Here is a 16595-nt window from a genome sequence, read left to right as displayed (position 1 = left end):
CGGGGCCGTGATCCGGTGGGCAGGTGGACGCGCCCCTCCTGCCGGCCGCCGCGCGCCGGACGGGCGCGTGGTGCGCCGTCGTGCTGCTCCTGGCCGGCGTGGGCGCGCTGGTGGTCTGGCTCGTCGTCACCTTCGCGGCGGTCGTGACGCCCGTCCTGCTGGCGCTGCTGGGCAGTGCCCTGCTGGGGCCGCTGTACCGCTGGCTGCGGACGGTACGGGTGCAGCGGTCGCTGGCCGCGGCGCTGACGTGCCTGGCCCTTCTGGTGTTCGCCGCGGGCGCGATGTACATCGTGGTGCAGAGCCTCATGCACTCCGGGGGCCAGATCGTGGCGTCCCTGAAGGAGGTGGCCCACAAGGTGATGCCGGAGCTCGGCGTGTCGGGGCCGTCGCTGGACAACACCTTCGACAGCCTCAAGTCCTTCGCGACCAAGTACGGCGCCCGGGCCGCCTCCGGGGTGGTGTCCGGGATCAGCATCGTGGGCCAGATCATCGCGACCGCCATTCTGGCGCTGCTGCTGACCTTCTTCTTCCTGCGCGACGGCGGCCGCTTCCCCGTCCTGCTGCGCGAACTGGCCCCGCACGGCATCGGGCCGCTCCTGGAGCGGATCGCCCACCGGGCCTTCGCCGCGGTGCAGGGCTTCATGCGGGGCACGACGCTGATCGCGCTGATCGACGCCGTGTGCATCACCGTCGGACTGCTGATCCTGCGGGTGCCGGGAGCGGTCGGGCTCGGCGCGCTCGTCTTCGTGGGGGCGTACATCCCGTACCTGGGGGCGTTCATCTCCGGCGCGGTGGCGGTCCTGGTGGCGCTGGCGGACCGCGGATGGCTGGTGGCACTGTGGGCGCTGGGCGTGGTGCTGGCCGTGCAGGTGCTGGAGGGGCACGTGCTGCAGCCGACGATCCAGAGCCGCACCGTCCACATGCACCCGGCGGTGGTGCTGCTGGCGATCACCGCGGGGGCGAGCCTGGCCGGCATCCTCGGGATGCTGCTGGCGGTGCCGATCGCGGCCGCGGCCTTTGCGGCCGTGGACGAACTCAGGCGCCGGGGCGGGGGTGTTCCTCCAGAAGTCGAAGGGCCTGCGTCACATCCGGCCGGATAGGGGTTGTTTTTATTACCGGCGGGTAGCATCATTACCGACTGGTAAGTGATAAAGCTGCGAGGACTGCGAACTCCCACCCGCTGTCCGACCGATCCCCGACGGAGCCGTCGCCATGGGCCACTACAAGTCAAACCTTCGCGACATCGAGTTCAACCTCTTCGAGGTCCTCGGGCGCGACAAGATCTACGGCACCGGCCCGTTCGCCGAGATGGACGTCGAGACCGCCAAGGACATCCTGGGCGAGATCACGCGCCTCGCGGAGAACGAGCTCGCCGACTCCTTCGCCGACGCCGACCGCACCCCGCCGGTCTTCGACCCCAAGACCAACACGGCGCCGGTCCCGGACACCTTCAAGAAGAGCTACAAGGCCTTCATGGCCGCCGAGTACTGGCGCCTGGGCCTGCCCGAGGAGATCGGCGGCACCACCGCCCCGCCGTCCCTGATCTGGTCGTACGCGGAGCTGGTCCTCGGCGCGAACCCGGCCATCTGGATGTACTCCTCCGGCCCGGCCTTCGCCCGCATCCTCTTCGAGGAGGGCAACGAGGTCCAGAAGAAGATCGCCGAGATCGCCGTCGAGAAGACCTGGGGCTCCACCATGGTCCTCACCGAGCCGGACGCCGGCTCGGACGTGGGCGCCGGCCGCGCCAAGGCCGTCGAGCAGGAGGACGGCTCCTGGCACATCGAGGGCGTCAAGCGCTTCATCACTTCCGGTGAGCACGACATGGAGGAGAACATCCTCCACTACGTCCTCGCCCGCCCCGAGGGCCACGGCCCCGGCACCAAGGGCCTGTCCCTCTTCCTGGTCCCGAAGTACCTCTTCGACTTCGAGACCGGCGAGCTGGGCGAGCGCAACGGCGTCTACGCCACCAACGTCGAGCACAAGATGGGCCTGAAGGCCTCCAACACCTGCGAGATGACCTTCGGCGACAAGCACCCCGCCAAGGGCTGGCTGATCGGCGACAAGCACGACGGCATCCGCCAGATGTTCCGCATCATCGAGTTCGCCCGCATGATGGTCGGCACGAAGGCGATCTCCACGCTCTCCACCGGCTACCTGAACGCGCTGGAGTACGCCAAGGAGCGCGTGCAGGGCCCGGACCTGGCGCAGTTCATGGACAAGAGCGCCCCCAAGGTCACCATCACCCACCACCCCGACGTGCGCCGCTCGCTGCTGACGCAGAAGGCATACGCCGAGGGCATGCGCGCCCTGGTCCTGTTCACCGCCTCCATCCAGGACGCGATCGCCGCGGCCGAGGTGACCGGCGAGGACACCAAGGAGCTGGAGGCGTTCAACGACCTGCTGCTGCCGATCGTCAAGGGCTACGGCTCCGAGAAGGGCTACGAGCAGCTGGCGCAGTCCCTGCAGATCTTCGGCGGCTCCGGCTTCCTGCAGGAGTACCCGATCGAGCAGTACATCCGGGACGCCAAGATCGACACCCTCTACGAGGGCACCACCGCCATCCAGGGCCAGGACTACTTCTTCCGGAAGATCGTCCGCAACCAGGGCGCGGCACTGACCACCCTCTCCGAGGAGATCAAGAAGTTCCTCGCCGAGGGCTCCGGCGGCGAGGAGCTGGCCGCCGCCCGCGAGCAGCTCGCCAAGGCCGCCGTGGACCTGGAGGCGATCGTCGGCAGGATGCTGACCGACCTCGCCGAGACCGAGAAGGACGTCAAGTCCATCTACAAGGTCGGCCTCAACACCACCCGCCTGCTGCTCGCCTCGGGCGACGTGGTCGTCGGCTACCTGCTGCTCAAGGGCGCGGCCGTCGCCCAGGCCAAGCTGGCCGCCGGCGCCTCAGCCAAGGACACCGCCTTCTACACCGGCAAGATCGCGGCGGCCCGGCACTTCGCCGCCGACGTCCTGCCGCAGGTCTCCGTGGCGCGCTCCGCCGCCGAGAGCGTGACCCTCGATGTGATGGAGCTGCCCGAAGAGGCCTTCTGATCACGGTTCGACCGGTTCCGGACGGGACCGATCGCGGCTACGGCGGCCCGCTCCCGCGACGAGGAGCGGGCCGCCGTGCGTCCCTATCCTTGAACCATGAACCCTCAGCCCCACTTCGACCGCAGCCACACCGATGACCTCGCCGCCTTCGTCGCGGCCAGCCCGTCGCAGTACCACGCGGTCGCCGGTGCCGCCGAGCGCCTGGAGAAGGCGGGTTTCCGACAGGTCGCCGAGACCGAGCCTTGGAACGCCGAGGCGGGCGGCAAGTACGTGCTGAGGGGCGGCGCGATCATCGCCTGGTACGTGCCCGAGGGCGCCGGCCCCGCCACCCCCTTCCGGATCGTCGGCGCGCACACCGACTCCACCAACCTGCGCGTCAAGCCCCGCCCCGACTCCGGCTCCTTCGGATGGCGCCAGATCGCCGTGGAGGTCTACGGCGGCGCCCTGCTCAACACCTGGCTCGACCGCGACCTGGGCCTGTCCGGCCGCCTGGTGCTGCGGGACGGCAGCACGCCCCTGGTCCACATCGACCGGCCGCTGCTGCGGGTGCCGCAGCTGGCCGTCCACCTGGACCGCGGCGTCAACGAGAACGGGCTCAAGCTCGACAAGCAGCGGCACATGCAGCCGATCTGGGGCCTCGGCGAGGTCGACGAGGGCGCACTGATGGCCTTCCTCGCCGAGGAGACCGGCGTCGCCGCCGCCGACGTCGTCGGCTGGGACCTGATGACGCACGACGTCCAGCCGCCCGCCTACCTCGGCCGCGACCGCGAGTTCCTGGCCGCCGCCCGGCTGGACAACCTGCTCTCCGTGCACGCCGGCACCGCCGCCCTGGCCTCCGTCGCCGGGTCGGCGCTGCCGTACATCCCGGTGCTGGCCGCCTTCGACCACGAGGAGACGGGCAGCGAGTCCGACACCGGCGCCGCCGGCCCGCTGCTCGGCAACGTCCTGGAGCGGTCCGTCTTCGCCCGCGGCGGCGGCTACGAGGACCGCGCCCGCGCCTTCGCCGGCACGGTGTGCGTCTCCGCCGACACCGGCCACGCCGTGCACCCCAACTACGCGGAGAAGCACGACCCGACGCACCGCCCGATGCCCAACGGCGGCCCCATCCTCAAGGTCAACGTCAGCCAGCGCTACGCCACCGACGGCGCCGGCCGCGGCGTCTTCGCGGCCGCCTGCGAGCGCGCCGGGGTGCCGTGGCAGTCCTTCGTCTCCAACAACGCCATGCCCTGCGGTACGACCATCGGCCCCATCACCGCCGCCCGGCACGGCATCACGACCGTGGACGTCGGCGTGCCGATCCTGTCGATGCACTCCGCGCGCGAGCTGTGCGGCGCCGACGACCCGCACCTGCTGGCGAGCGCGCTCAAGGCGTTCCTTGAGGGCTGACCGCCCACACCGGTCATGAGATGTCCGCCTCCGGGTAGGCGAAGGTCTACCAGCCCCTAGGGCCAGAGCAGTTCGGAGGCGGACATCATGGGCATCGGCGGTTGCATCGGTCTCATCGCGGTGGGGGCGATCCTCACCTTCGCGACCGACTGGCACATGGCCGGGGTCAACCTGGACCTGGTCGGCCTCATCATGATGGCGGTCGGCGTCATCGGTGTGGCGGCGTACGTCAGCATCTTCAAGCGGCGCCGGATCGTGGAGCCGATGCCGGTCGTCGAGGAACGGGACCGCCACTACCCGCACATCTGACCGGCATGACGGCGCCTCAGGCGTCCATGCCCGCCAGCACCAGGGCCAGGCGGGTGTCCCCGTCGCCGGTCAGGCGTACGGGGACACCCCAGTCCTGCTGGTGCACATGGCAGGCCGGGAACTCGTTGTCCGGGTCGTCGTCGCACGAGGCGGCCATCGCCGACACGTGCAGCACCCCTTCCGCCACCTCGGCGTTGAGCACGAGGTCCCGGAAGAGGTCCGTTCCCTTCCCCTCGCCCTCCAGCAGCAGTTCGGGCGGGGTCGAGCTCACCAGCAGCCGGGTCGAGGGACCGTAGCGCCGGTCCAGCTTCTGGCCGGCCGGCGCGGTGAAGACCACGTCCAGCCGCAGCGCCCCCGGCGCCACCTCCGTGGCGGGACGCTGCGTGCGGTGCGCCGCGGCCTCGACCCGCACGGCCTCCTCCGGCAGCCGCAGCCGCGTCAGCCGGTGCCGCGCCGACTCCACGACCACCACCTCGTCGCCGTCCAGCACGGCCCCCGAGGGCTCGCGCAGATCGGTCGCCAGCGTGGTCACCTCACCCGAGGCCGGGTCGAACCGGCGCAGGGCGTGGTTGTACGTGTCGCTGACCGCGACCGAGCCGTCGGGCAGCGCGGTCACGCCCAGCGGGTGCTGGAGCAGCGCCTGCTCCGCCGCGCCGTCGCGGTGGCCGAAGTCGAACAGGCCCGTCCCGACCGCGGTGCGCACCGCGTAGCCGTCACCGGCGTCGGCTCCGGCTCCGTCCCGCTCCACCCAGCGCAGCGCGCTGGTCTCGGAGTCGGCGACCCACAGCCGGTCCTCCGCCGCCGCGAGTCCGGACGGCTGCGCGAACCACGCCTCGTCCGCCGGGCCGTCCACCAGGCCCTCGTTGGTCGTGCCGGCCGCGACCCGCACGGTGCCGTCCTGCGGGTCGTACGTCCACAGCTGGTGGACGCCGGCCATCGCGATCCACACCTTGCCGTCCCACCAGGCCACGTCCCACGGCGAGGACAGATCCACCTCAAGGGCCGGGCCCGACGTCGCCGACCCCTGCCACCACTGCCTGCCCGTCCCGGCGACCGTCTGCAGGGCGCCGCTGTCCGGGTCGAACGTGCGCAGCCGGTGGTTCACGGTGTCCGCGACCACCACGGTGCCGTCCGGCAGCAGCGCCAGGCCCTGCGGCTCGTTGAAGTCGCCCGGCTCCCCGATCCGCCGCACCACGGTCTCCGTGTCCGGGGCGACCTCCACCAGCTGGTGCCGCGTGGAGTCCGACACCAGCAGGTTGCCCGACGGCAGCCGCAGCGCCTTGCCCGGGAACCGCAGATGCGTCGCCACCGGCTCCGGCGGCACGTACGGGCCGTCCCCGCGCCGCAGTGTGCCCTTCGCCGCGTGCTCCTCCTCCAGCTCCGTGACCAGCGCCTCCAGCGCGTGCGCGTGGCCCTCACCGGAGTGCTGGGCGACGATGTAGCCCTCGGGGTCGATCACGGTGAGCGTGGGCCACGCCCGCACGGCGTACTGCTTCCACGTCGCCAGCTCGGGGTCGTCCAGCACGGGGTGGTGCACCCCGTACCGCTCCACGGCGTCCACGACCGCCTGGTGCTCCGCCTCGTGCACGAACTTCGGCGAGTGCACGCCGACGATCACCACGGTGTCGCGGTGCTTCTCCTCCAGCTCGCGCAGTTCGTCCAGGACGTGCAGGCAGTTGATGCAGCAGAACGTCCAGAAGTCCAGAATGACGACGGATCCGCGCAGGTCGGAGAGGGTCAGCTGCTTTCCGCCGGTGTTCAGCCAGCCGCCCTTGCCGATCAGCTCGGGGGCACGGACACGGGCACGGCGGGAGGCGGGAGCGGCATCGTTCATGCTGCAAGGATGCCATCCGGGCGCGGACACCTGTTCACGCGCGAGGGGCACGGAACAGGGGGCGGCGGATGACCACGGACGGGCGCGGGACGGACGACGGCGGGACGGCACGGCGGGCACAGCCGCCACAGGTGTTCATGGCGCTGCCGGAGCACGCGGAGGACCGGCGCGAAGCGTTCTCGCGGTGTCTGGCGGACGTCGCCCGCCTCCTGCGGCTCGACGTCCCTGCCCGGCCGGAGCCGGGCCCTGTGCCCGGGGGCGAACGAGCCTGGGAGCACCGTGTCCGGACGGCGCTGCGTGCGGCGTGCCGCCGGGGGCTGAGCCTCTCCGAGGAGTCCTTCGACGTGCTGCTCAGGGCGGCCGTCCACGACCCGGATCCGAGCTTCGACCGTCAGTTCGTCGAGCCCGCCCTGAACGCTTTCGGGTACCGGCGCGTCCGGGCCGCGCTGCTGCGGTACCTGCGGACGGGCACGGATCCGGAACGGGCGGGCGCCGCACGGGCCTGGTACTGGACCGCCCTGCCGCTGCGGATGCCGCTCGTGCGGGCGGAGGAACCCCGCACCGCCGACCGGGAGGAGCCCGAGGACGGTCGGGCCCTGGTCGCGAAGTGGCACCAGGCCGCGCTGCGGGAGTTCGTGGAGAACGAGCACCTCGACGTCCGCCGCAGCATCCTCCCGGAACTGCCGCTGCGCACATCCGCCTATCCGCCGGAACTGCACGATCTGGTGCACGCGGCGGTGGCCATCGCCCGCTCCCACCCCGACGCGTACATCCGGCACCGGGTCGAGCACCAGGTGGGGGACGGGCACTCCGCCGGATGAACGCGTCCGCCCCCGGCCGCGTGTTGGCGGCCGGGGGCGGACGGGAGCGGGAGCGGGCAGCGGGACGGCTCAGCGGGCGACGGTCGGCGTCGCCCTGCTCGTGGCCGACCCGGTGGAGTGGCCGGTGCGTACGGCGCTCACCTTGACGGTGATCCTCTTGCCCCGCTGGGCGGACTTCAGGACCAGCGTGGACTTGGTCGCGCCCGCGATCGCCTTGCCGTTCGCGTACCACTGGTAGCGGTACGAGGTCGGCGCGGGCGACCAGGTACCGTGCCCCGCGGTGAGCGTGCGGCCCACCTTGGCGGTGCCCGAGATCGCCGGGAGCTTGGTGGCCTTGGGCGCGAGGCCCCTGGCGACCGTGACCGCGGACGTGGTGGCGGAGCCGTCACTGCATCCCGCGCGGCGGGCGGTCACCGTCAGGGACAGCTTCCTGCCCGCCAGCGAGGCCGGGACCGTGTACGTGGATTTCGTCGCCCCGGAGATCGCCTTGCCGTCGGCCTTCCACTGGTAGGCGTAGGAGGACGGGGCGGGCGACCACGTGCCGGGGGCCGCGGTGAGCTTGACGCCGACCCGCACGGTTCCCTTGATCGCCGGGTGGGCGGTGGCCTTGGGCGCGAGCCCCTTCGCGACGGTGGCGGAGGGGGTGGTGGCAGTGCCGTCGCGGTAACCGGCGCGGCGGGCCGTCACCGTCACGGTGAGCTTCTTGCCCAGCAGCGAGGACGGCACCGTGTACGCCGACCCGGTGGCGCCGGAGATCGCCGTACCGTCGGCCCTCCACTGGTAGGCGTACGCCTCGGGCGCGGCCGACCACGTGCCGGGGGAGGCGGTGAGCTTCTCGCCGACCCGGACCGTGCCCTTGACCGCCGGGGCGGTGGTGGCCTTCAACGCGGGCTGCTCGGTGACGGTGAAGGTGCCCTGCTGACGCTCCCAGCCGTCGTGGGTGAAGACGCTGAGGCTCAAGGTGCCGGGGGCGACCCCGCTGAGGTCCAGCACGGCGGTCAGGGTCCTGCGGTCGGCCGAGACCGAGACCGTGGTGGCGGTGATCGGGGTACCGCCGGACCGGTAGATCCGGACCTTGTCGTCCTGGTGCAGGGCGCTGCCCGTCACCGTGACGGTGGTTCTGCCGCCGCTCGGACCCGTGGTCGGGGTCACCCCCGTGACGCCGATCCTCTCGGTGCCGCAGGGTCCGGACGTGCAGACGAGTTCGGCCCGGTAGGAGGTCTGCGCCGCCTTCTCGGGGAGGCCGAGGACGAAGACGCTCGGGGTCGTCTTCGCCGTGGCCGGCTCGTTCACCGAGCACTGGTACCCGCTGGGGATGTACAGCGTGCAGCCGTTGTCGAGGCTCTCGTCGTAGAGGGCGGGCACCGCGGTCTCGGTGGCGCCGGCGGTGTCGGTCACGGGGACGTCGAAGCGGTCGTGGTAGGCGGTGGGCAGCGCCGCGCAGACGGCGGTGTGCTGCTCGTCGAGGGTGCCGGTGACGGGCCCGTACCCGTAACTGATGTTCGGGACCGTGCCGCACTCGGGCGCCGGGCCCTGCGGCGTGGCGATGCGCAGGGCGTCGAATCGGTAGGAGGAGGCGGCCTTCAGGGAGGACGGGACCGTGACCAGCACCTGGTAGCGAGTCGAACCGCTCACGGCGCAGGACGAGTTGGCACGAAGGCAGAGGCTCTTGCCGTCGGCGTCGAAGACGTACGAGTTCGCGGTGCCGAGTGCGTCACGGACATTGACGTGCAGGGTGTCCCCCGCGTTCGCCGTGGTGACCTGCCGGCACACCGTCTCGCCCGGCACGCCCAGTGCCCCGCCCGTGGACGGACCGCCCACCGCGGTCGCCGGGTTGGCGGTGCAGCCCTTGGCGGTCGCCGTGACGTCGCGGCGGACGAGGGTGTAGGTCGCAGCGGTCTCCCGGCCGGTGACCAGCACGGTGTGCGCCACACCCGGAGTGAGGCCGCAGGCGACCCAGGTCAGCAGCGAGGGCCCCGCGGAGCACACCTGCTTCCCGTCGGCGTCCAGGACCGAGAAACGTGCCGTGCCCGTGGTCCCCGGAGCCGCGCGCAGGTGCAGGGTCTCCATCGCGCTGTGGTCGTCGGCCGGAATGGTCAGGCAGTGGGAGAAGGCACCGTCGCCGGTTCCGAATCCGGCCGAGGCACTGGCGGCGGTGAAGTCGCCGGCCGGGAAGACCTGGCAGCCGCTCGCGTCGTCCGTCCGGTGGAAGGCGAGGTCGTACGGACCCGTGGGCGTGGACTGAGTCGTGGTGGAGACCAGGGCGCGGAACGGGCCCGTGCCGGTGAGCGCGCACGAGCCCTGGGCGAGGTCCGTCCCGTCGCACCGCTGTACGCCCTCGGCGTCGACCACGACGACGTCGATGCTCGGGCCGGTCGTGCTCAGGGGCCGCAGCGCCGCCATCCGGGCCCCCTCGGGGAGGGACAGCGTCAGGCAGTCGACCTCGCCGACCTCGCCGAGTTCGCCGTGGTACGTGCCCAGTCCGGCGGGCCGGCAGCCTGCGGTGGAGGAGCGGTCGAGGATGAGGGTCGACTGATCGGTGAGCACGGTGTAGGTGCCCGCGGGCAGCTCGCAGGAACGGCAGACGCTCTTGCCGGCCCGGTCGTAGACATCGGTCCCGGAACGGCTGTCGGAGGAGACCTGGTACACGTCGTAGCGTCCGGCCTTCGGCGCCGTGAAGACCTTGCACTCGGTGCCCGGGGTGGTCGCCGTGGGCCCGGAGCCGAAGGTGTTGAGCGGGACGGTCTCGCAGCCGGCGGGGTCCGACAGCCGGCGAACGGCGACGGTGTGCTCGGCCGGCGACCCTTCGCCGGTCCCGGTGACCTGCCTGAGTACCCGGTACGGGCCGTCACCGGGCAGCACACAGCCGATGCTGTCGTCCTCGTTGAAGTGCGGGCAGATGCGCGCCCCGGTCGCGTCCGTGATCCAAGACGTGGCTCCGGCGTACAGGGTGGTGCCGTCCGCGTACAGCAGGACCCGTTCGCCCGCCGTGCCGGTGAACGGCACGCACGCCATCCCCAGCGGGCCGGGCACGGACACGTCCACGGCCGGGGTGTCCCACGACGTGCCGGTCTCCGGCCCGCAGTTCGCGGTCGTGGCGAGAGCGACCACCGCGAGGTCGAACGTATCCGTGGTCCACCCGTAGTTGGCAACCGTGACGGTGTAGGCGCCCGCGTGGGGCAGTTCGCACCAGCCCGCGCTGCCCCACTCCGCGTCGTAGCAGTTCAGCGGGGCGGCGCCGTCGTACACCTGGGCGCCGGTCTCGCCGTGGAGGTCGTGCACCAGGACCCGGTGCAGCCCCGGCTGCTCAGCGGTGAAGGTGTAGCAGACGGTGCCGTCCTCGGGAAGGGTCGCCGAGGCCACCGCGGACCCCGGGTCGCCGAACGGGGCAAGCGGCAGGACGGCGCAGTCGCCGGGTTCCGCGGCGGTATCGGCGTACGCCGGTGCCGCGCCCACCGGCAGCAGGGCCGCCAGCAGGGCCGACAGGACGAGCAGCAGTGCGGCGTACGGCGCGGGTCTGCCCGTGGTACGCGGGTGTCGAGGCATTCCGTTCCCCCCGGAGCGGTCTGTTGTGACGCATGGGTGCGTCGGGTCCGCCCTGACGGCGGACGTGTGTGCGGCGCGTGGTGAGCCGGAGAGGATGATCGCACAGACGTTTCACGGGCAGCTCGCCTTTATCCCGGTCCCGAGCGGACTTCCGCGTCAGAGCGCGCTCAGAGCCGGCAGGCGGCGGGCCATCTCGGCCGGGTCGCCGAAGCCGAAGCGCCAGGCGGGGTCGAGGTCCGGGTAGCTGATGGTGAACACGTCACCGGGAAGTTCCTCGCCGGTCGCCGTCAGGTGCGCGTCCCAGACGATGGCGAGGTCGCCTCGCACCCCAGGTCCGGGCCGGTGCCGGCGCACGCCGCACGGACGGACGGCGCGGCCGAGGACCTCGCGGCCCTGGGTGATCAGCCAGCCGCGGACGTAGTCGAAACCGTCGCCGGAACACCCGCCGTTGATCAGGTGGGCGGCGGCCCACAGGGGCGCACGGTAGGAGGCCGCCATGAGGTCCCACAGGACCTGCTGGGCGGCGACGATGCGCTCCGGGGACTGCCCGGCGAGCGGCCCGCCGGCGCCTGCGGCGACCGCCTCGGGGTCCGTGGGGTCGGCGACTTGGCCTCGGGCGTCGTGGATGAGCTGCCAGAACTGTCCGGTGTCCATACACCGGCGGAGTCTGCCGGAGGGGTGTGACAGAACAGCGGCTCAGGGGCGTAGGTCGCCCACGACGTCGGTGGTGGCGACGAGTCCGGAGTGGATGGTGGGGGCCAGGCTGGAGCTCGCGAGGCAGAAGCCGAGGAGCATGCAGAGCAGGGCGTGGGAGACCTTCAGCGACTTGGCGCGCAGGAGCACCAGCGTGAGGACTGCCAGCAGCAGGATCAGCGAGATGGATACCGCCATGGCCGTATGACGTCACAGATCCGGCCCGCGTGGGGGGCGACACGCGGGAGAAGGGCCCGGACGCACACACGTCCGGGCCCTTCTCGATGGTGTGACGGGGGTGATCAGGCCCAGGTCATCAGGCGCTTGGGGTACTCCAGGACCGCCGCGACGTCGGCGAGGACCCTGGAGCCGAGCTCGCCGTCCACCAGGCGGTGGTCGAAGGAGAGCGCGAGCGTGGTGACTTGGCGGGGCTTGACCTTGCCCTTGTGGACCCAGGGCATGTCCTTGACCGCGCCGAAGGCGAGGATCGCGGACTCCCCGGGGTTGAGGATGGGGGTGCCGGTGTCGATGCCGAAGACACCGACGTTGGTGATGGTGACCGTGCCGCCCTGCATGGCGGCGGGGGAGGTCTTGCCCTCACGCGCGGTGGCGACGAGTTCACCGAGGGCGGTGGCCAGTTCGGGCAGCGTCTTGGCCTGGGCGTCCTTGATGTTGGGGACGATCAGGCCGCGCGGGGTGGCCGCGGCGATGCCGAGGTTGACGTATCCCTTGTGGACGATCTCCTGGTTCGCCTCGTCCCAGGCGGCGTTGATCTCCGGATTACGCCGGATCGCCACGAGCAGGGCCTTGGCGACGATCAGGAGCGGGCTGACCTTGAGGCCGGTGAAGGCCGGGTCGGTCCTGAGCTCCTGGACCAGCCGCATGGTGCGGGTGATGTCGAAGGTGACGAACTCGGTCACGTGCGGCGCGGTGAAGGCGCTGGCCACCATCGCCGCGGCCGTGGCCTTGCGGACGCCCTTGATCGGGACCCGGGTCTCCAGGGGGGCGGTGCTCACCGAGGTCGCCGTGGAGGGCGCCTCGAAGGCCGCCGTGGCCGCGGCGGCCGGAACGGCCGCGGGTGCGGCCTGGACCGCCGGAGCGACCGCGTTCTGGACGTCCTCGCGGGTGATGGTGCCCTGGGGACCGGTCGGGGTGATCCCGGCCAGGTCCACGCCGAGGTCCTTGGCGAGCTTGCGCACCGGCGGCTTGGCCAGCGGACGCGCCTCGGCCGGCGCGAACGCCGTCGGAACCGCGGGCACGGCCGGGGCGGCCGGGGCGTGTCCGTTGAGCTCGGCCTGGAGCGCGCCGGCGGCGGCGCCCTGCGCCGGCACGGCGGACTGCTTGCGCGGGCGGCGCTTGGTCGACGAGGCGGCGACGCCGTAGCCGACCAGCACGGGCTGCCGCTTCTGCTCGGGCTCGGCGCCCGCGGGGGCGGGGGCGGCGGCCTGCGCGGGGGCCGCCACGGCCACCGGTGCTTCCTCCGCCTCGCCCTGGCCGGTGTCCACGGCGATGATCACCGTGCCGACGTCGACCGTCTCGCCCTCGGGGAAGCGCAGTTCGTGCACGACCCCGTCGAAGGGGATCGGCAGCTCGACGGCGGCCTTGGCGGTCTCGACCTCGCAGACCACCTGACCGTCGGTGACCGTGTCACCGGGCTTGACGTACCACTTGAGGATCTCCGCCTCCGTGAGTCCCTCGCCGACGTCCGGCATCTTGAACTCGCGGAAGCGCTGCGGTGCTGCCACTGTCGTCACAACCCTCTCCTCAGTACGCCAGTGCGCGGTCGACCGCGTCGAGTACGCGGTCCAGGCCCGGCAGGTACTCCTCCTCGACCCGGGCCGGGGGGTACGGCGTGTGGAACCCGCCGACCCGCAGCACGGGTGCCTCGAGGTGGTAGAAGCACCGCTCGGTGATCCTGGCCGCGATCTCCGCGCCGGTGCCGAGCTGCACCGGGGCCTCGTGCACGACGACCAGGCGGCGGGTCTTCTCGACCGAGGCCTGGATCGCGTCGAAGTCCATCGGCGACAGGGAGCGGAGGTCGACCACCTCCAGGCTACGGCCCTCCTCGGCGGCCGCGGCGGCGGCTTCCAGGCAGACCTTCACCATCGGGCCGTAGGCGACCAGCGTGAGGTCGGTGCCCTCCAGGACCGTACGGGCCTTGTGCAGCGGAGCGGGGATGGACTCGGTGTCCACCTCGCCCTTGTCCCAGTAACGGCGCTTGGGCTCCTGGAAGATCACCGGGTCGTCGGACTCGATCGCCTGCTGCAGCATCCAGTAGGCGTCCTGCGGGGTCGACGGGGTGACGACCTTGAGTCCGGCGGTGTGCGCGAAGTACGCCTCGGGCGACTCGCTGTGGTGCTCCACCGCGCCGATGCCGCCGCCGAACGGGATGCGGATGACGACCGGCAGCTTGATCTTGCCCAGGGCGCGCGCGTGCATCTTGGCGAGCTGGGTGACGATCTGGTCGTACGCGGGGTAGACGAAGCCGTCGAACTGGATCTCCACGACCGGGCGGTAGCCGCGCAGGGCCAGGCCGATCGCGGTGCCGACGATGCCGGACTCGGCGAGCGGGGTGTCGATGACCCGCTCCTCGCCGAAGTCCTTCTGCAGGCCGTCGGTGATCCGGAAGACACCGCCGAGCTTGCCGATGTCCTCGCCCATGAGGACGACCTTGGGGTCGGTGTCCAGGGCCTTGCGCAGTGCCTCGTTGAGGGCCTTGGCGATGGTCATCGTTGCCATGTCAGTGGCCCTCCTCGAAGGCGGCGAGGTACTCGGCGAACTGGGCGCGCTCCTCGTCGACCAGCGCGTGTCCGTCGGCGTAGACGTTCTCGAAGATCGACATGGGGTCGGGGTCGGGCATGGCGCGCACGGCCTCGCGGACCCGCTTGCCCAGGGCGAGGCTCTCCTCCTCGATCCCGGCGAGGAACGCCTCGTCCGCGATGCCCTGCTTCTCCAGGTAGGCCCGCAGCCGCAGGATCGGGTCCTTGCTCTCCCACTGCTCGCGCTCCTCGTCGAGGCGGTAGCGGGTGGGGTCGTCGGAGGTGGTGTGGGCGCCCATGCGGTACGTGAAGGCCTCGACCAGCATCGGGCCCTGGCCGGAACGGGCGTGCTCCAGGGCGGCGCGCGTGACCGCGAGCACCGCGAGGACGTCGTTGCCGTCCACCCGCACGCCCGGGAAGCCGAAGCCGGCGGCGCGCTGGTAGATCGGGACGCGGCTCTGCTTCTCGGTGGGCTCCGAGATCGCCCACTGGTTGTTCTGGCAGAAGAAGACCACGGGGGCGTTGTAGACGGCCGCGAAGGTGAAGGCCTCCGCGACGTCGCCCTGGCTGGAGGCGCCGTCGCCGAAGTAGGCGATGACGGCGGAGTCCGCGCCGTCCTTGGCGACGCCCATGGCGTAGCCGGTGGCGTGCAGCGTCTGGGAGCCGATGACGATCGTGTACAGGTGGAAGTTGTTCTCGTTGGGGTCCCACCCGCCGTGGTTGACCCCGCGGAACATGCCCAGCAGATTGACCGGGTCCACCCCGCGGCACCAGGCGACGCCGTGCTCGCGGTAGGTGGGGAAGACGTAGTCGTCCTGCCGGGTCGCCCGGCCCGAGCCGATCTGCGCGGCCTCCTGGCCGAGCAGCGAGGCCCACAGACCGAGCTCGCCCTGTCGCTGCAGGGACGTGGCCTCCGCGTCGAAACGGCGGGTCAGGACCATGTCCCGGTACAGACCGCGCAGCTCTTCGGGGCTCAGGTCGATGGAGTACTCACTGTGCTCGACGCGATCGCCCTCGGGAGTCAGGAGCTGTACCAGCTCCGGCTCGGCCTCACGGCGCTTCGCGCCACCGCGGGTGCCCGTACGGGGCGTACGGGGCTTCGCGGCAGTGCTTTTCACGCTCACGCTTGCTCCTCCGTCTGTCCGGCCCCCGGGATCCGCCGGCGGCCAGTGCGGCTCCTACCGTCTCGTCGCGGCGCACGGGGTGTGTGCGGCACGGCCGAGCCGGAAGTGTTGATGGACCCCGGCAGGCAGCCCTGCGAAGTGAACGTTACCCACACCTCCCGCTTTCGCGCGAAGAGGGTTCTACCTGCGGTTTTGGTTGGATTTCCTAGTAAATGGACGTTCTCGCAGGCCACCGGGACAACGGCACGGTATCCCGCGGATCGAATCTGCGTAAGAGGTCGGCTGTGGTCGGGTGTGCAACGCTGAAGTTGTGCCCGAAAAGTCGACAATCGCGGTATTCCTGCTCGACGATCACGAAGTCGTACGGCGGGGGGTGCACGAACTGCTCTCCGCGGAGCCCGGCATCGAGGTCGTCGGCGAGGCCGGCACGGCCGCCGAGGCGCTGGCGCGGCTGCCCGCGGTACGGCCCGACGTGGCGCTGCTGGACGTCCGGCTGCCGGACGGCAGCGGGGTCGAGGTGTGCCGGGAGGTCCGGTCCCGGCAGCCGGAGACCAAGTGCCTGATGCTCACCTCGTACGCGGACGACGAGGCGCTCTTCGACGCGATCATGGCGGGCGCGGCCGGTTACGTGCTCAAGGACATCCGCGCCAGCGACCTGGTGGGCGCCGTGCGGGACGTCGCCGCGGGCAGGTCGCTGCTGGATCCCGCCGCGACCGCCCGGGTGATGGAGCGGCTGCGCGGGGGCGGCGCCGAGAAGGCCGAGGACCGCCTGTCCGACCTCACCGAGCAGGAGAAGCGCATCCTCGACCTGATCGGCGAGGGACTCACCAACCGGCAGATAGGCGAGCGGCTGCACCTGGCCGAGAAGACGGTCAAGAACTACGTCTCCTCGCTGCTGGCCAAGCTCGGCATGCAGCGCCGCACCCAGGCCGCGGCCTACGTCGCCCGGCTGCACCCCGAGCGGCCCGAACGATCCGAGCGGCCCGACCAGCGCCCGGAGGGCCCCGGCACGCCGGGAACGGCCGGAAACTGACGGCTCACGGTCCGTGCCCGTCCGTATCGCGGACGTGAGCTGCCGGCG

The 16595-nt window shown here is 71.7% G+C and carries 13 protein-coding genes; 6 read left to right on the top strand and 7 right to left on the bottom strand.

Annotation, left to right across the window (positions count from 1 at the left end):
* The first annotated feature begins 23 nt into the window (after positions 1-23).
* The 4 genes from PV364_RS13155 (at position 24) to PV364_RS13140 (ending at position 4737) form a co-directional block, all read left to right on the top strand.
* Complete coding sequence (locus PV364_RS13155; RefSeq protein ID WP_319660088.1) at positions 24-1100, top strand: AI-2E family transporter; 1077 nt, start codon at positions 24-26, stop codon at positions 1098-1100.
* A gap of 112 nt (positions 1101-1212) precedes the next feature.
* Positions 1213-3042 carry an acyl-CoA dehydrogenase gene (locus PV364_RS13150; RefSeq protein WP_319660087.1) on the top strand — a complete coding sequence of 610 codons (1830 nt, stop codon included), beginning with the start codon at positions 1213-1215 and terminating at the stop codon, positions 3040-3042.
* Positions 3043-3138: 96 nt separating this feature from the next.
* Positions 3139-4428, top strand: a complete 1290-nt coding sequence (locus PV364_RS13145) for a M18 family aminopeptidase (protein ID WP_319660086.1) — start codon at positions 3139-3141, stop codon at positions 4426-4428.
* Positions 4429-4515: 87 nt separating this feature from the next.
* Positions 4516-4737 (top strand): hypothetical protein, encoded by a 222-nt coding sequence (locus PV364_RS13140; protein WP_319660085.1) that lies wholly within the window; start codon positions 4516-4518, stop codon positions 4735-4737.
* A gap of 16 nt (positions 4738-4753) precedes the next feature.
* Here the strand turns inward: PV364_RS13140 and PV364_RS13135 are convergent, their stop codons facing one another.
* Positions 4754-6571 (bottom strand): NHL domain-containing thioredoxin family protein, encoded by a 1818-nt coding sequence (locus PV364_RS13135; protein ID WP_319660084.1) that lies wholly within the window; start codon positions 6569-6571, stop codon positions 4754-4756.
* Positions 6572-6639: 68 nt separating this feature from the next.
* Between PV364_RS13135 and PV364_RS13130 the strand changes: the two genes are divergently transcribed.
* Positions 6640-7392 (top strand): hypothetical protein, encoded by a 753-nt coding sequence (locus tag PV364_RS13130; RefSeq protein ID WP_319660083.1) that lies wholly within the window; start codon positions 6640-6642, stop codon positions 7390-7392.
* 69 nt (positions 7393-7461) lie between these two features.
* Here the strand turns inward: PV364_RS13130 and PV364_RS13125 are convergent, their stop codons facing one another.
* The 6 genes from PV364_RS13125 to pdhA all read right to left on the bottom strand — a co-directional run bounded on the left by PV364_RS13125 (position 7462) and on the right by pdhA (position 15514).
* Positions 7462-10938 (bottom strand): IPT/TIG domain-containing protein, encoded by a 3477-nt coding sequence (locus PV364_RS13125; protein ID WP_319660081.1) that lies wholly within the window; start codon positions 10936-10938, stop codon positions 7462-7464.
* Between the two features lie 156 nt (positions 10939-11094).
* Positions 11095-11592, bottom strand: a complete 498-nt coding sequence (locus tag PV364_RS13120) for a DUF4240 domain-containing protein (RefSeq protein ID WP_319660080.1) — start codon at positions 11590-11592, stop codon at positions 11095-11097.
* Positions 11593-11634: 42 nt separating this feature from the next.
* Positions 11635-11829: a hypothetical protein gene (locus PV364_RS13115; RefSeq protein WP_319660079.1), complete on the bottom strand. Its 195-nt coding sequence runs from the start codon at positions 11827-11829 to the stop codon at positions 11635-11637.
* A 104-nt stretch (positions 11830-11933) separates the two neighbouring features.
* Positions 11934-13343: a dihydrolipoamide acetyltransferase family protein gene (locus tag PV364_RS13110; protein ID WP_319660387.1), complete on the bottom strand. Its 1410-nt coding sequence runs from the start codon at positions 13341-13343 to the stop codon at positions 11934-11936.
* Positions 13344-13395: 52 nt separating this feature from the next.
* Positions 13396-14370: an alpha-ketoacid dehydrogenase subunit beta gene (locus PV364_RS13105; RefSeq protein WP_319660078.1), complete on the bottom strand. Its 975-nt coding sequence runs from the start codon at positions 14368-14370 to the stop codon at positions 13396-13398.
* 1 nt (position 14371) lies between these two features.
* On the bottom strand, positions 14372-15514 hold the full coding sequence (gene pdhA, locus PV364_RS13100) for a pyruvate dehydrogenase (acetyl-transferring) E1 component subunit alpha (protein WP_319660077.1): 1143 nt from the start codon (positions 15512-15514) through the stop codon (positions 14372-14374).
* A gap of 310 nt (positions 15515-15824) precedes the next feature.
* On the opposite strand from pdhA, the gene PV364_RS13095 reads away from it, so the two are divergent.
* Positions 15825-16547, top strand: coding sequence for a response regulator transcription factor (locus PV364_RS13095; RefSeq protein WP_319660076.1), 723 nt, complete (start codon positions 15825-15827; stop codon positions 16545-16547).
* The last annotated feature ends 48 nt before the right edge of the window (positions 16548-16595 follow it).

Origin of the sequence: Streptomyces sp. MI02-7b, from assembly GCF_033793585.1 — a bacterium.
GTDB lineage: Bacteria > Actinomycetota > Actinomycetes > Streptomycetales > Streptomycetaceae > Actinacidiphila.
This window is presented reverse-complemented; position numbering and strand designations above follow the sequence as displayed.

Excerpts from the sequence above, each read along its gene's own strand:
- PV364_RS13115 (WP_319660079.1), bottom strand. The coding sequence starts at position 11,829 with ATGGCGGTATCCATCTCGCTGATCCTGCTGCTGGCAGTCCTCACGCTG.
- PV364_RS13145 (WP_319660086.1), top strand. The coding sequence starts at position 3,139 with ATGAACCCTCAGCCCCACTTCGACCGCAGCCACACCGATGACCTCGCC.
- PV364_RS13130 (WP_319660083.1), top strand. The coding sequence starts at position 6,640 with ATGACCACGGACGGGCGCGGGACGGACGACGGCGGGACGGCACGGCGG.
- PV364_RS13110 (WP_319660387.1), bottom strand. The coding sequence starts at position 13,343 with ATGCCGGACGTCGGCGAGGGACTCACGGAGGCGGAGATCCTCAAGTGG.
- PV364_RS13150 (WP_319660087.1), top strand. The coding sequence starts at position 1,213 with ATGGGCCACTACAAGTCAAACCTTCGCGACATCGAGTTCAACCTCTTC.
- PV364_RS13140 (WP_319660085.1), top strand. The coding sequence starts at position 4,516 with ATGGGCATCGGCGGTTGCATCGGTCTCATCGCGGTGGGGGCGATCCTC.
- PV364_RS13125 (WP_319660081.1), bottom strand. The coding sequence starts at position 10,938 with ATGCCTCGACACCCGCGTACCACGGGCAGACCCGCGCCGTACGCCGCA.
- PV364_RS13105 (WP_319660078.1), bottom strand. The coding sequence starts at position 14,370 with ATGGCAACGATGACCATCGCCAAGGCCCTCAACGAGGCACTGCGCAAG.
- PV364_RS13120 (WP_319660080.1), bottom strand. The coding sequence starts at position 11,592 with ATGGACACCGGACAGTTCTGGCAGCTCATCCACGACGCCCGAGGCCAA.
- PV364_RS13135 (WP_319660084.1), bottom strand. The coding sequence starts at position 6,571 with ATGAACGATGCCGCTCCCGCCTCCCGCCGTGCCCGTGTCCGTGCCCCC.